This window comes from Cryobacterium sp. TMT1-2-1 (assembly GCF_004403955.1).
GTDB classification, from domain to species: Bacteria; Actinomycetota; Actinomycetes; order Actinomycetales; family Microbacteriaceae; genus Cryobacterium; species Cryobacterium psychrotolerans.
Genome location: NZ_SOHC01000002.1, coordinates 21990 through 36317, shown reverse-complemented (window position 1 = coordinate 36317; position 14328 = coordinate 21990). Strand labels below are relative to the sequence as shown.

At 68.2% G+C, this 14328-nt stretch carries 9 protein-coding genes; 4 read left to right on the top strand and 5 right to left on the bottom strand.

The window, feature by feature from the left end:
* Positions 1-15: 15 nt before the first annotated feature.
* Positions 16-855 carry a TIGR00645 family protein gene (locus E3T33_RS00300; RefSeq protein WP_135109219.1) on the bottom strand — a complete coding sequence of 280 codons (840 nt, stop codon included), beginning with the start codon at positions 853-855 and terminating at the stop codon, positions 16-18.
* Between the two features lie 201 nt (positions 856-1056).
* On the opposite strand from E3T33_RS00300, the gene E3T33_RS00295 reads away from it, so the two are divergent.
* Complete coding sequence (locus E3T33_RS00295) at positions 1057-3384, top strand: transglycosylase domain-containing protein (protein ID WP_166784343.1); 2328 nt, start codon at positions 1057-1059, stop codon at positions 3382-3384.
* Positions 3385-3394: 10 nt separating this feature from the next.
* Here E3T33_RS00295 and dnaE read toward each other — a convergent pair whose 3' ends face one another.
* The gene (gene dnaE, locus E3T33_RS00290) at positions 3395-6778 is read right to left on the bottom strand and encodes a DNA polymerase III subunit alpha (RefSeq protein ID WP_241982768.1); all 3384 of its coding nucleotides are present in this window, start codon (positions 6776-6778) and stop codon (positions 3395-3397) included.
* Positions 6775-7092: a hypothetical protein gene (locus E3T33_RS00285; RefSeq protein WP_092321401.1), complete on the bottom strand. Its 318-nt coding sequence runs from the start codon at positions 7090-7092 to the stop codon at positions 6775-6777. The genes dnaE and E3T33_RS00285 overlap by 4 nt, the downstream gene beginning before the upstream one ends.
* A 549-nt stretch (positions 7093-7641) precedes the next feature.
* Between E3T33_RS00285 and moaA the strand changes: the two genes are divergently transcribed.
* Both moaA and fdhD read left to right on the top strand, forming a co-directional pair.
* On the top strand, positions 7642-8751 hold the full coding sequence (moaA, locus tag E3T33_RS00280) for a GTP 3',8-cyclase MoaA (RefSeq protein ID WP_092321402.1): 1110 nt from the start codon (positions 7642-7644) through the stop codon (positions 8749-8751).
* 6 nt (positions 8752-8757) lie between these two features.
* Positions 8758-9618: a formate dehydrogenase accessory sulfurtransferase FdhD gene (gene fdhD / locus E3T33_RS00275; RefSeq protein ID WP_092321403.1), complete on the top strand. Its 861-nt coding sequence runs from the start codon at positions 8758-8760 to the stop codon at positions 9616-9618.
* 156 nt (positions 9619-9774) lie between these two features.
* Here the strand turns inward: fdhD and E3T33_RS00270 are convergent, their stop codons facing one another.
* Positions 9775-12087 (bottom strand): FdhF/YdeP family oxidoreductase, encoded by a 2313-nt coding sequence (locus E3T33_RS00270; protein WP_092321404.1) that lies wholly within the window; start codon positions 12085-12087, stop codon positions 9775-9777.
* A gap of 149 nt (positions 12088-12236) precedes the next feature.
* Between E3T33_RS00270 and E3T33_RS00265 the strand changes: the two genes are divergently transcribed.
* Positions 12237-13631 (top strand): OFA family MFS transporter, encoded by a 1395-nt coding sequence (locus E3T33_RS00265; RefSeq protein WP_134574513.1) that lies wholly within the window; start codon positions 12237-12239, stop codon positions 13629-13631.
* A gap of 127 nt (positions 13632-13758) precedes the next feature.
* Here E3T33_RS00265 and E3T33_RS00260 read toward each other — a convergent pair whose 3' ends face one another.
* Positions 13759-14322 (bottom strand): DUF2017 family protein, encoded by a 564-nt coding sequence (locus E3T33_RS00260; protein ID WP_166784342.1) that lies wholly within the window; start codon positions 14320-14322, stop codon positions 13759-13761.
* Positions 14323-14328 lie beyond the last annotated feature (6 nt).

The following is a 14328-nucleotide window of genomic DNA, read 5'->3' as shown; positions in this document are numbered from 1 at the left end:
GCCAGCCCGGCCCGGCTACAGGCGCGCCAGCAGTTCGGACTTCTTGGCCTCGAACTCGTCCTCGGTCACCACTCCGGCGTCGCGGAGCTGCCCGAGCTGGAGCAGGTGGCTCGCGGCCGCAGATCCCAGCGCGGGGTTCGCGTGGTGCGGTGCGTCCAGGGCCAGGCGCGGCGTCGGTCCCGCGGCCAGGACGGGTGAGGCGGCGGACGGTGAGACCGCCGGCGCGTGCCCGGCCGACTGGGACATCCGGTCGATCCAGGCCAGGGCGATGGCGGAGAGGATGAAGACCATGTGGATGATGACCTGCCAGAGCACCCCGTCCCAGGTGTAGGTCTCGCCGGTGACGTTGTCCTGGCCTGCGCTTGGTGTGGCACCCCGGGCTGCCAGGTCGCCGACTTCGATGAACGTCTTGAGCAGGTGGATCGACGAGATGCCGACGATGGCCATCGCGAGCTTGACCTTGAGCACGTTGGCGTTGACGTGGGAAAGCCATTCCGGCTGGTCGGGGTGGCCCTCGATGCGGATCCTGGACACGAACGTTTCGTAGCCGCCGATGATGACCATGATCAGGAGATTCGCGATCATGACGACGTCGATCAGGCCGAGGACCGCGAGCATGATCTTGGCTTCGTCGATCTCGATCCCGTGTGACCCGGGGTTCAGGAGGGATTCCACCACGCCGGAGCCGAGGTGGAACAGTTCGACCATGAACACGACGACGTAGATGATCTGCGCGAGGATCAGGCCGATGTAGAGCGGTGCCTGCAGCCAGCGGCTGAAGAAGATCATGAATCCGACACCCTGCACCCAACGGGATTGCTCACGGAAAAGGCGCGGTTCGGGTGTTTGGGTCACCGTCCGAGTTTAGGCCACGGTCGGATGGGAGCCTGCTGTGACCGGACTCAGCTGGAACGAGGGCTGTCGACCCCCTTGACCGAAGCCGGCGTCCGGATGATGCTGGATTGCCGATGGCGAGTTCGCCGTCGGCCGCTTGCGGGTGGATGAGGCTTCCAGCTTGGGGGTAATCGGGTGATGTCCAGACGGTCACGGAATTCGATGTTCGATGAGCACCGAACGCCCGGTGGCGTGCTCGGCGGATTCATCGGGCTCGTGATCGTGAGCGCCATGGCGGGGGTGCTCGTCACCGCGGGCATCGCCCCGGTCCTGGCAGTGACGGGGATGGCCGCGACGAACACGATCACCGTGTTCGAAAACCTGCCCGACTACGTGGCCATCGACCAGCTCGCCCAGAAAAGCAACATCTACGCCACCGAGGCCAACGGGACGAAGGTGCTCCTCGCGTCGTTCTACGACCAGAACCGGGTCGAGGTTCCGTTCGATTCGATGAGCCAGTACGTGAAGGATGCGGCCGTCGCAGGCGAAGATCCTCGCTTCTTCGAGCACAGCGGAGTCGACCTCCAGGGCACTGTGCGAGCGACCGTGAAGACCGCCGCCGGCGGTCAGACCCAGGGCGGGTCATCCATCACCCAGCAGTATGTGAAGAACGTCCTGGTGCAGAAATGCGAGGCCATTGCCGATGCCAGGAAACACGACGCCTGCTATTTCGCCGCGACCGAGACGACTCCGGAACGCAAACTCAAGGAGATGCGACTCGCGATCGGCGTCGAGAAACGGTACTCCAAGAACGAGATCCTTCGGCAGTACCTCAACATCACCGGCTTCGGCGGAACGGTGTACGGCATCGAGGCGGCCGCAAACTACTACTACGGCACGACGGCGGCGAAGGTGACCCTGCCGCAGGCCGCGAGCCTGGTGGCGATCGTGAACAACCCGGTCAAGTTCCAGCTCGACTACCCGACCGGCGCAAGCAACGGAACGGCGAACGGGTATGCGGCCAATCGGGAACGCCGCGACTACATCCTCACGGAGATGTACAAGCAGGACAAGATCACGAGGGCGGCCTACACGGAGGCGGTCGCCACGCCGGTCGAGCCGAAGATCACGGAGCCGAGCACCGGCTGCCAGAGCGCCGGTTCCAGCGCCTACTTCTGCGACTACGTCACGAAGAAGCTGCTGAACGATCCCGTTTTCGGCGAGGATGCGGAAGAGCGCAGGCTCAAATTCCGCCGCGGCGGCTACAACGTCTTCTCGACCCTCGACCTGGACCTGCAGCGAGCCGCGATCACCGCGATGAACAAGAACATCCCGAAGGTCTTCGCGCGGGGCGACGTCGGGGGAGTCATCTCCAGCGTGCAGGTCGGCACGGGCCGCGTGCTCGCGATGGTGCAGAACAAGGACTACAGCCAGGATCCGGCCGTGCAGGCGAAGGGCCGCAACTACACCGGCATCAACTACAACACGGACTACACCGAAGGCGGCTCGAGCGGGTTCCAGCCGGGGTCCACCTACAAGGTCTTCACGCTCGCCGAGTGGCTCAAGGAGGGGCACACCCTCAACGAACGGTCCGACACCCGCCGCAAGTCGAACTGGGGAACGTTCCGGGACAGCTGCCTCGGGCCGCAGAACTACGACTCCCAGGGGTTCAACCCGCGAAACGACCAGAACGAGTCCGGGTCGAACTACTCCGCGCTGCAGGCGACGATCGGCTCCATCAACACCGGCTTCATCGGGATGGCGAAGAAGCTCGACCTCTGCGGCATCCGCAAGACGGCCGAGTCGTTCGGGGTGCACCGCGCCAACGGGAAGCCGCTCGATCAGGGCGCCAGCTCGGTGATTGGGACGAACGAGATCGCGCCGCTGACGATGGCCGTAGCCTTCGCCGGGATCGCCAACAGGGGCACCACCTGCTCACCGGTCGCTATTGACCGCGTCGTCGGGGTCGACGGCACCGAAATTCCGGTGCCGAAGACCACCTGTAAGCGCTCCCTGGACCCGAAGCTGATCGCCGGCATGACCTACGCCATGCAGCGGGTGATGACGAACGGCACCGCGCAGCAGTCCTACGCCGACACGTCCCCCCGGGTGCCGATGATCGGCAAGACGGGAACCACTGACGGTGCGAAAGACACCTGGATGAGCGGGGCAACCACCAAGGTCGCCACGGTCGTCGGGGTCGTTGCCGTCACCGGCACCCTCAACCAGCGGCAATTCTCCTTCGATAGCGGCTACGCCGCCACCGCCCGCCACCGGATGTGGCCGGCCGTGATGTCGGTCGCGAACGCGAAGTACGGGGGCGGTTCCTTCCCGGAGGCCTCCGGCTCGGTCATCGGCAAGGTGGAGGCGCCGAAGCCGAAACCGACCCCGAAGCCGGCGATCCCGAAGCCGGCGGCGCCGAAACCGGATGCGACGCCGTCCAAGCCGAAGCCGGAGGCGCCGCCCGCCGAGCCGGAGCCCGCCACACCGCCGGTCGAGAAGCCGAAGCCCGACCAGAATGGGCGGGGGAAGAACCCGAAGGGCGGGTAGGCGACTCGGCTCACGCGCGCCGCGTCGCCGGCCACAGGTGGTGCACGTTGTGGTGCGGCTCCGCTGTGCGCAGGGCGCCCGCGGTCTCCGCGGCCTGTGCCGCATCGGCTTTCGCGGTCGCCAGCCGATCCGCCGCCTGGCGCTGGGCGACCTGACGGGCCACCTCGAACAGGTCCCAGAGGTTCTCACCGGTGACGGAAACGCCCTTCGCGCCGGACCGGCGGGTGCGGCCGCGAACGAGCATGTAGTTCGTCGAGAACACCTGCCCGCCGACGCGTTCCTGGGCGTCGTGGAAGAAGACCACGTTGGAGACCGGGCCGGTGCCGTCGTCGAGGCTGACGAAGACGACCCGTCGTCCGCCCCGCATCGGCGGCGTATTGGTGGCGCGTCGGACTCCGGCGATGAGCACCTCGGTGCCGCCGGGCAGCGACCCGAGCGCCGACGCCGGGGTCACGCCGAGCTCGGCGAAGAGGGAATGGAAGCGTTCCATCTGGTGGTGGCCGATGGCCAGGTGGAGGTCTCGCAGTTCCAGGTCGGTCTGCGTGCGGCCCCGCAGGTCGAGTGAGGTGACGGCGCCGAGGTAGTCGGGCACGGGCAGGTCCACATCGAAGGCGAGCTGGTCGTCGTCGATGGCGACGGCGGTGCCCTGCAGCCCCTGGATGTGGGCGAGGAGTTCGTGGCGGCGATCACGGTCGTACCCGATGAAACTGTCGAGCGCACCGACCCGGGCCAGGGCCTCGAACGACCTGCGCCTCGGCCGCACGCGGTCCCGGAAGTCCTGCAGCGAGGTGAAGGGCTGATGCCGGGCGATCCTGGCGCGCTCGGTCTCGCTGCTGCCGGCCAGTTCCGGCAGCGCCAGCCGGATGCCCTGCCGTCCGTCGACGAGTTCTTCCACCCGGTAATCGAGGGCGCTGTGCTGCACGTCGAGCCCCAGCACGGGGACGCCGAGCGTGCGCGCCTCGGCGACGAGCAGGTCCTTGGGCCACATGCCGGGGTCGTGGGTGAGGAGGCCGGCCAGGAACACGGCCGGATGGTGGGTCTTCAACCACGCGGACTGGTAGGTGGGCAGGGCGAATGCGGCGCCGTGGGCCTTGGCGAACCCGAAGCTGCCGAACCCGGCGAGCACCTTCCAGACCCGGCTGATGACCGCGGGCGGGAACCCGCGCTCGAGGGCGCGTTCCCTCAGCCAGGCCTCGATCTCGGGGAGCTGGTCGGGCTTGCCCAGGTGGCGGCGGAAGACATCCGCCTTGCCCAGGCCGCAGCCGGTCAGTTCGTCGAAGAGGCGCATCACCTGCTCGTGGAAGATGACGACACCCTTGGTTTCCCGCAGGATCGCTTCGAACCGGGGGTGCAGGTAATCGGGAGCGACCTCGCCGTGCCGCGCCTGCAGGTAGAGCAGCGGCATGTTGTTCTGCATCGGCCCGGGCCGGAAGAGCGAGATCTCGACGGTGAGGTCGTTGAACACCTCGGGCTGCAGCTTGCCGACCAGCTCCATCTGGCCGGGGGACTCCAGCTGGAAGATCCCGAGCGTGCGGGTGGAGCGGATGAGCTCATAGGTCGCCGGGTCATCCAGCGGCACCCGGTCGAGGTCGATGGTTTCCCCGGTGAGCCGGCGGTGCTCGGCGACGGCGTGGGCCATCGCGGACTGCATGCGCACGCCGAGGATGTCGAGCTTGATCAGGCCCATCGGGTCCATGTCGTGCTTGTCGAACTGGGACATCGGCAGGCCCATCCCGGATGCCTGCACCGGGGTGCGGTCCAGCAGCGAGGCGTCGGACAGGATGACGCCGCAGGGGTGCACCGAGATGTGCCGGGGGAGCCGGTCGAGTTTCGCGGTGAGGTCGACGAGCAGGTCGAGCTGCTGCGACTCGCGCACCTCGGCGGCCAGCGCCTCGAGCTCCGGTTTCTCGTCGAGGGCGCGCCGGAAGTCGCGGGCGTTGAAGCGCCACATCTGTTTCGCGATCGCGGCGACCTGGTCGTCGGGCAGCCCCAGGGCCAGGCCCGCATCGCGCACGGCGCCGCGCCCCCGGTAGGCGTTGGTCATCGACATCAGGCTGACCCGGTCGCTGCCGAAGGTGGCGAAGATGGCCCGGTAGATGTCGTGCCGCCTGGCCGACTCCACGTCCAGGTCGATGTCAGGCAGGGTCTGGCGTTCGGGGGAGAGGAATCGCTCCCAGAGCAGCCCATTGGAAAGGGGTTCCACCGACGAGGTGTGGAGGGCGTAATTGAGCACGGAGCCCACGCCGGAGCCGCGCGCCTGGATGCGCACGCCCATATCCCGGATGAGGTCCGCGACCCGGGCCACGGTGAGGAAGTAGCTGGCGAAGCCGAGGTGTTCGACGGTCTTCATCTCGTGGGCCAGGCGGGCGTGCGCGGCCTCGACCTGGCCGGTTCCGGCGTACCGGGTGTCGATGCCGTGCCGGGCGCGCCGCCACAACTCGGCGACCGGGTCGCCGGTGACGCCGATGACGCTCGCCTCCGGCATGCGCGGCCGGCCGAGGCCGATGTCGGCGACCGGGTCGAGCGCGCACCGTTCCGCGAGCAGTTCGGTGTCCCGGAGCAGACGCTCGAGGGCTCCACCCTCGTGGGTGCCGGCGTCGACCACCATCCGGGCGACCTGCCGCATCAGCGCTGCCGGCTTCAGCCACGCCTGGCCGTTGGACTGCAGCTGCTCCAGCTGGGCGAGCGGGGTGAGCGCGCGGGCGGCGTCGGCGAGGTCGGCCGTGACCGCCTCCTCCGGGGTGCCGTAGCGAACGGCGTTGGTGAGCACGGCCGGCAGTCCTGCGTGTTCGGCGAGGCCGAGCATCCGGGTGGCCGGCGCCACGCTGCCGGGCCGGCCGGAGTCGGCGAGGTGGCAGACCACCTCGAGGGCCAGCGACCCGGGGGGCATCGTCCGAAGCCACGACGCCAGGCGGGCACGGGCCTCGGCGGTGTCGCGGCGGAGCAGGGCGGCGCCCACGTCGGAGTCGGGACCGATGAGCACCGTGAGGGCGCGGAGGCCGGCCAGCTCGGCGAGGCGGGCCCGGTTGATCGACGGTGTCTTGCCGGCCCGGTGGGCGGAGCCGGATTCATGACAAGCAGAGACCGCGCGGCAGAGGGCGGCGTAGCCGCGGCCGGACGTGCTGCCGTGCGCGAGCACCACCACCCGCCCGATGGGCCGGTGCTCGTCGTCATGCACGGCCAGGTCGGCGCCGAGCCCCGGCCGGATGCCCGCCGCCACGCACGCGCGCACGTGCTTGACCGCGCCGTAGAGGCCGTCCCGGTCGGTCACGGCGAGGAATCCGGCGCCCTGCGCCGCGGCCTGCTCGGCGAGGGTCTCCGGGAGCGTCACGCCGTAGTGCGGGGAGTACGCGCTGGCGACGTGGAGGTGCGGGAAGGCCATGCCCGGTGTCATCCCCAGTCGAGAGCCAGCACCCAGGACCCGTCGACATCGTGTCGCAGGTCGTAACGGTGCTGTTCCTCGCCTCCGCGTGACGCATCGAGGCGCCACAGCTCGGTGTCGATGCGGGTGGGCACCCCGTCGTTCTCCCACCAGCTGGTGCGGGAGAAGACCGCCTGGGGCTGCCCGATGACGGTGTGTTCGAATCGATTCCAGATGAACGAGCGCGGATCGCCGTCCGCGGAGAGCTCCACGTCGACCCGCGCGTCGATGATCTGGGGAGATGTGATCTGGGGAGATGTGATCCGTGGAAATGCGACCTGCGACATGGCCCGACCTCTCTGACTGCCTCGTGCAGCCTGCCTCGTGCAGCGTTCATGCACTCGGCTTCGTGCAGCGTTTATGCACTCGCATGAACTCGAACGTATGTTCGATAGTGAAAAGTGTACGCCACACCTCCGACACCCGCTATTCCCGGCGGAGTTTGCACGTCTCCCTTTTCGCGGCGGCTGATCAAGGACCGAACCAGACCCTTGACGCCGCAGTCTTCACCCGGCAAATATTCGCAAATACAGTCCGCTTCGATGTTGGGGGGAATCCGAATCCGCAATCGAAACATTCGTTGGCCAGGTCGCGGCCAACGGGCCGCCGGGATCGCGATTGCTGCGATGGTCTTGACCATTCCCGCACTGACCGCGTGCAGCGAGAGCGGGAACACCCGTCGAACTTCCCGGTGGAAATCGACCCGCCGACTGCGCAGAAGATCCGTCGACTCACACGTATCTGTACGTTGGCGAACGGTGGCTGCGCGCACGAACGGTCACCTGCACCCAACTGGACTGACGCGACCCACCGCGGCGGGGGGTTAGTCTCGAGGTATGACCAGCGTCGACGTCTTCGCCCCGGTACCGGGCGATTCCGCGCACGCCGAATTGTCGGACGCGGAAATGCCGGACACGGTGACGGACACCCACGGTCGCCGTTTGCGCGACCTGCGCATCTCGGTGACCGACCGGTGCAATTTCCGCTGCGTCTACTGCATGCCCAAGGAGATCTTCGGCCGGGACTTCGCCTTCATGGACCGAGACGAGCTGCTCAGCTTCGAGGAGATCACCCGGCTCGCCCGGATCTCCGTCGCCCACGGTGTCGAGAAGATCCGCCTCACCGGGGGAGAGCCGCTCCTGCGCAAGGGGCTCGAGGAACTCGTGGGCTCGCTCGCCGCGCTCCGCACGCCCGACGGGCGCAAGATCGACATCGCCCTGACGACGAACGGTTCCGCGCTCGCGGTGCGGGCACAGGCGCTCGGGGACGCCGGGCTCGACCGGGTGACGGTGTCGCTCGATTCCCTCGACGAAGCCACGTTCCAGGCCATGAACGACGTGAAGTTCCCCGTCGCGAAGGTCCTGGGCGGCATCGACGCGGCGCACGCGGCCGGCCTCGGCCCGATCAAGATCAACATGGTGGTCAAGCGCGGCCAGAACGACCAGGACATCGTCGCAATGGCCCGCCACTTCAAGGGTTCGCCCTACATCCTCCGGTTCATCGAGTTCATGGATGTCGGCACGAGCAACGGCTGGAAGATGGACGAGGTCGTCCCCTCCGCCGAGGTGATCAGCCGGATCACGGCCGAGCTCCCGCTCGAGGCGATCGCGCCCAACTACGACGGCGAGACATCCGCCCGGTGGCGTTACCTCGACGGGAGCGGCGAGATCGGGGTCATCTCCAGCGTCACCCAGTCGTTCTGCCGGTCCTGCTCCCGGGCGCGGGTCTCGACCGACGGCAAGCTGTTCACCTGCCTGTTCGCCACCGAGGGCCACGACCTGCGGGCCCTGATGCGGGCCGGATGCTCGGACGAGGCGCTGACCGAGGTCATGGGCACCATCTGGCGCGAGCGCACGGATCGCTACTCGGACCTGCGGAGCTCGAAAACCCGGGAGCTGCGCACGACCGGCAAGAAGAAGATCGAGATGTCCTACATTGGCGGGTGAGCGGGGTTGAGCCGGATTACCGCCCGCCGCCAGACCATCCGGGTGACCGTCGGCGATTCCGCGGCGTCCCGGGTCACGCGGGAAGATACGCTCGCCGTCGAGGAGCCGCTGGAAATGCGCGTGAACGGCCGCGCCCTCGCGGTGACGATGCGCACCCCGGGCAATGACTTCGACCTCGTCGCAGGGTTCCTGGTCTCGGAGGGCGTCATCACCCGCGGTGAGCACTTCGCGATGGCCCGCTACTGCGCCGGGGCGACGGACGAGGGCGTGAACACCTACAACGTCCTCGAGGTGACCCTGGCGCCCGGGGTCGCCGCGCCCGATCCGAGCGCGGAAAGGTCGTTCCTGACCACGAGTTCCTGCGGGCTCTGCGGCAAGGCCAGCATCGACGCCGTGCGCACCCGGTCGGCCTGGGACATCCGTGATGACTCGATGCGAATCGAACCGGAACTTCTCGTCACCTTCCCGGACACCCTGCGCGCGGCCCAGGCGGTCTTCGACAAGACCGGCGGGCTGCACGCGGCGGCCCTGTTCGACGGGACGACGGGGGAGATGCTCGTGCTCAGGGAGGATGTCGGCCGGCACAACGCGGTCGACAAGGTCATCGGCTGGGCGCTCAAGGAAGACCGGCTGCCGCTGCGCGGCACGGTTCTGATGGTCTCCAGCCGGGCGAGTTTCGAGCTGGCCCAGAAGGCGCTGATGGCCGGCATCCCGGTGCTGGCGGCCGTTTCGGCGCCGTCGTCGCTGGCCGCCGAGTTCGCGGCCGAGGTCGGGATGACGCTCGTCGGGTTCCTGCGCGGCAACTCGATGGTGGTCTACGCCGGCGGAGAGCGCATCGAGCAGGGCGAGCTGAGCCCCGCGAGCTGAGCCATGCGCGCTGAGCTCCGCGAGCTGAGCCATGCGCGCTGACCCGCGACGATGCTGGTTGAGTTGCGGAGAAAGTACCTTCATTTCGCGCGGGAAGGTGCTTTCTCCGCAAGTCAATGCTGCGGGCGTCGCTGTGGGCGGGGTCGGGCGCGCGCCCTAACTCATTTGCGGGGTGTCCTCAGCGCGCGGCACGAAGCGAACGGCCATCGCCTTGTAGCCGGGCGTGTTCGACTCGCGGGCGACGAGTTCGCGGTGCATCAGGGCGTTCGCCTCGGGGAAGTACGCCGCCGCGCAGCCGCGCGGGGTCGGGTAGAACACGAGACGGAAGCTGTCCGCCCGACGTTCCTCGCCCTGGAAGGTGCTGATCACGTCCACGAGGTCGCGGTCCGCGAATCCCATGTCGGCGGCGTCGTCCTTGTTGATCAGGATGACCCGGCGGCCGCCCGAGATGCCGCGGTAGCGGTCATCCAGCCCGTAGAACGTCGTGTTGTACTGGTCGTGGCTGCGCATGGTCTGCAGGATCAGGTGCCCGGGCGGCGGGGTCAGGTATTCCAGCGGGCTGACCGTGAACCGGGCCAGGCCGATGTCGGTGGCGAAGCTGCGCGAGTCTCGCGGCGGGTTGGGCAGCACGAAGCCGTTCTTCGTGCGCAGGCGCCGGTTGAAGTCCTCGAAGCCCGGCAGCACGCGCGAGATGTGGTCGCGGATGACGTCGTAGTCCTCGGCCATCGCCTTCCAGTCGATGCGGTGGTCCTCGCCGAGGGTCGCCGTGGCCATCCGGGCCACGATCACGGGCTCGGCCAGAAGGTGCTCCGACACCGGCTCCAGCCGCCCCTGCGTGGTGCGGACCACGGACATGGAGTCCTCGACCGAGAGCACCTGCCGGCCACCCGGATGCTTGTCGTCGGTGTCCGTGCGGCCGAGCGTCGGCAGGATCAACGAGGTCCGGCCGTGCACCACGTGAGAACGGTTCGGTTTGGTGGACACGTGCACGGTCAGGCCGACGCGCTGCAGCGCGGCCCCCAGCGCCTCGGTGTCCGAGGCAGCGAGGGCGAAGTTGCCGCCCATCGACACGAACACGTCGACGTCGTCGTTCTCGAACGCCTCGACCGTGTCGACGGAATCCAGGCCGTGCGCGCGCGGGGCATCGATCCCGAATTCCTTGTCCAGGGCATCCAGCATCCACTCGTGCGGCTTCTCCCACACGCCCATCGTGCGGTCTCCCTGCACGTTCGAGTGGCCGCGCACCGGGCAGGCGCCTGCGCCGGGCTTGCCGAAGTTGCCCTGCAGCAGCAGCAGGTTGATGATCTCCTTGAGCGTGTTGACCGAGTGCGGTTGCTGGGTCAGTCCCAGCGCCCAGCAGATGATCGTGGCCCTGGATTTCACCATCATTCCGGCGACCGTGGCGATCTGCAGCCGGGACAGGCCGGTCGCCGCTTCGGTTTCGTCCCAGTCGATGGTCTTGCGGGCGGCCCGGTACGCGTCGATGCCGTCGGTGTTGGCGGCGACGAACTCGTGGTCGACGACGGAGCCCGGCACGCGCTCCTCCTCCTCGAGGAGCAGGTGGCCGAGCGCCTGGAACAGGGCCAGGTCGGCGCCGACCTTGATCTGCAGGAACTCGTCGGCGAGGTCGGTGCCCTTGCCGACAAGTCCGGAGGGGGTCTGCGGGTCCCTGAAATTGAACAGCCCGGCCTCCGGCAGCGGGTTCACGGCGACGATCTTGCCGCCGTTGTCCTTGCACTCGGCCAGGGCCGACAGCATCCGGGGGTGGTTCGTGCCCGGGTTCTGGCCGATCACGAAGATCAGTTCGGCCTGGTGGATGTCCTCGAGCGAGACGGTGCCCTTGCCGATGCCGATCGTGGGGTTCAGCGCGGAGCCGGATGACTCGTGGCACATGTTCGAGCAGTCCGGCAGGTTGTTGGTGCCGATGGACCGGGCGAACAGCTGGTACATGAACGCGGACTCGTTGGCGGTGCGGCCCGAGGTGTAGAACACGGTGCGCTCGGGCGTCGTCGCCCTGATCTGCTCGCCGATGAGCTCGAAGGCGTCGTTCCAGGAAATCTGCGAGTAGTGCGTGTCGCCGGGGCGGATGACGACCGGATGCGTGATGCGCCCCTGGTTGCCCAGCCAGTACTCGGTCTTCTCGGACAACTCGGTGATGGAATGCTCCGCCCAGAAGGCCGGGGTCACCGTGCGCAGCGTGCTCTCCTCGGCGACGGCCTTGGCGCCGTTCTCGCAGAACTCCGCGGTCTTGCGGTGGCCCTGCGACTCGGGCCAGGCGCAGCCGGGGCAGTCGGTGCCGTTCCGCTGGTTCAGCCGCAGCAGCGACCGGGCCGTGCGGGCCACGCCGGCCTGGGCGATCCCGCGGTCCAGGGCCACGATCACGGCCTCGAGCCCGGCCGCGGACGTCTTGGGCTTCTTGACGACGAGGTTGTTCTCGTTGATGTCCTCTACCGGGGCTTTATGTGTCATGAACCCCATCCTGCCCCCAGCGGGGCCGGATGCCCAACGCCGCGCCCATCCGGATGTTGCGCTGGAGCACGATAGGCTGTGCGTTACGGCGTTTTTGCCGATGGCAATGGAGCTGTGGGAACCAGCTCTCCTGTGATGAGGGAATCACCATGAGCTGGCTTGATCGAGAGCGCACGATCGCACCTCCCGGATTCAACCGCTGGCTCATTCCGCCGGCGGCGCTCGCCGTTCACCTGTGCATCGGCCAGGCCTACGCGACGAGCGTCTACAAGACCGCACTAGTCGCGCATTTCGGCGTCAGCCTGACCCAGATCGGCCTGATCTTCTCGATTGCGATCGTCATGCTCGGGCTCTCGGCCGCGGTGATGGGAACCTGGGTCGACACGAACGGCCCGCGCAAGGCGATGTTCGTGTCGGCGCTGTTCTGGTCGGGCGGCTTCCTCGTCGGCTCGCTCGGCATCTTCTCCGGCCAGCTCTGGCTCGTCTACCTCGGGTACGGATTCATCGGCGGGATCGGACTGGGCATTGGCTACATTTCCCCCGTGTCCACCCTGATCAAGTGGTTCCCGGACCGTCCGGGCCTGGCCACCGGCATGGCCATCATGGGCTTCGGCGGCGGCGCCCTGATCGCCAGCCCGGTCTCCACGGCTCTGCTGGGCCTCTACGACCCGAACTCGGGAGCGGAGGGCTGGGTGGCCAGCGGCGACGCGGTCGGCAAGCTCTTCCTCACCCTCGCGGTCGTCTACCTCGCCTACATGATGTTCGGCGCGTTCACGATCCGGGTTCCCGCCGCCGGCTGGAAGCCCGCAGGCTTCGACCCGGCCACGATCGCGGCGAAGCCGCTCGTCACGAGCAACAACGTCTCCGCGGCCAACGCGATCCGCACCCGGCAGTTCTGGCTCGTCTGGGTCGTGCTCTTCTGCAACGTCACGGCCGGCATCGGGATCCTCGAGCAGGCGGCGCCGATGATCCAGGACTTCTTCCGCCAGCCGGACGGCAGCTCTCTCGTGTCGGCCGTCGTGGCCGGCGGCTTCGTCGGCCTGCTCTCCATCGCCAACATGGGCGGCCGGTTCGCCTGGTCCGCCACCTCGGACAAGACCGGGCGCCGGAACATCTACATGGTCTATCTGGGGGTCGGCACGGTGCTGTACCTCCTCCTGGCCCTCGTCGGTTCGTCAACGACGGCGCTCTACGTGCTGCTGGCCTTCGTGATCATCTCCTTCTACGGAGGCGGTTTCGCGACCGTACCGGCCTATCTGCGCGACCTCTTCGGCACCTTCCAGGTCGGCGCCATCCACGGCCGGCTTCTCACCGCGTGGTCCGCCGCCGGGATCGCAGGTCCCCTGATCGTCAACGGCTTCCTGGACGCCCAGGGAACCCCGGGGGAGCTCACCGCCCAGGCGTACCAGCCGGCGCTGCTCACGATGGTGGGGCTGCTGGTGATCGGTTTCATCGCGAACCTGTTCGTCCGTCCGGTCCATTCCACCTTCCACGAACCCGTAGCGACGCCGGCGACGGTGCGCGAACCAGCATTGGAGTCCTGACATGACGAGGACAAAACTCACGCTCGCCTGGGCGCTGGTCGGGATTCCGCTGGCCTACGGGGTGTTCATGACCCTGACCAGGGTCTCGGCGCTCTTCGGCTAGGCGGGCGCCGGCGGTGTCAGGCCGTCAGACGTCGATCGCGTGCACCAGCGACTCCTGCACCATGCCCAGCCATTCGTACACGTTGGCCAGGAACGGGGCCTCCTCGCCGGTGAGGTGCTGCACGCCGTCCGAGGAGAGCTCGAGCCGTTCGGCGAGGGTCAGCCGCAGGTCGGTGAGGGTGCGCAGCCAGGACTGAACGGCCGCGTCGTCGAGCTCGATCGTCACCGGCGGCTGGTCGTCCACGTCGTCCCCACGGTCACTCTCGTCTTCGTTACCGTCGTCTTCGCCGCCCGGGTAGTCGTCGCCCTGGTATTCGTCGTCGCCGAGCGAGGCCAGCACCGCGCGCGCGTTGCGCTCCTTGCGGTCGAGGATGCCGTCGGCCGTGAACCGCCGGAACTCCGCCGCCGCCTCCGCGTCCTCGCGGTAGGCGTCGGGCAGCAGGCGGCGCACCGCGGGGTCGGCGGATGCCCCCAGCGCGTGGCTGGCCGCGGCATCCAGCAGGCCGACCAGCTGGGACACGGCGAGGCGCAGGAGCTCGACCTCCACCGGAACGAACTGCGCGGACACGGCGCCGGTCGCGTCGCGCACGAACCG

Excerpts from the sequence above, each read along its gene's own strand:
- E3T33_RS00295 (WP_166784343.1), top strand. The coding sequence starts at position 1,057 with ATGTTCGATGAGCACCGAACGCCCGGTGGCGTGCTCGGCGGATTCATC.
- dnaE (WP_241982768.1), bottom strand. The coding sequence starts at position 6,778 with ATGACACCGGGCATGGCCTTCCCGCACCTCCACGTCGCCAGCGCGTAC.
- E3T33_RS00285 (WP_092321401.1), bottom strand. The coding sequence starts at position 7,092 with ATGTCGCAGGTCGCATTTCCACGGATCACATCTCCCCAGATCACATCT.
- moaA (WP_092321402.1), top strand. The coding sequence starts at position 7,642 with ATGACCAGCGTCGACGTCTTCGCCCCGGTACCGGGCGATTCCGCGCAC.
- E3T33_RS00270 (WP_092321404.1), bottom strand. The coding sequence starts at position 12,087 with ATGACACATAAAGCCCCGGTAGAGGACATCAACGAGAACAACCTCGTC.
- E3T33_RS00265 (WP_134574513.1), top strand. The coding sequence starts at position 12,237 with ATGAGCTGGCTTGATCGAGAGCGCACGATCGCACCTCCCGGATTCAAC.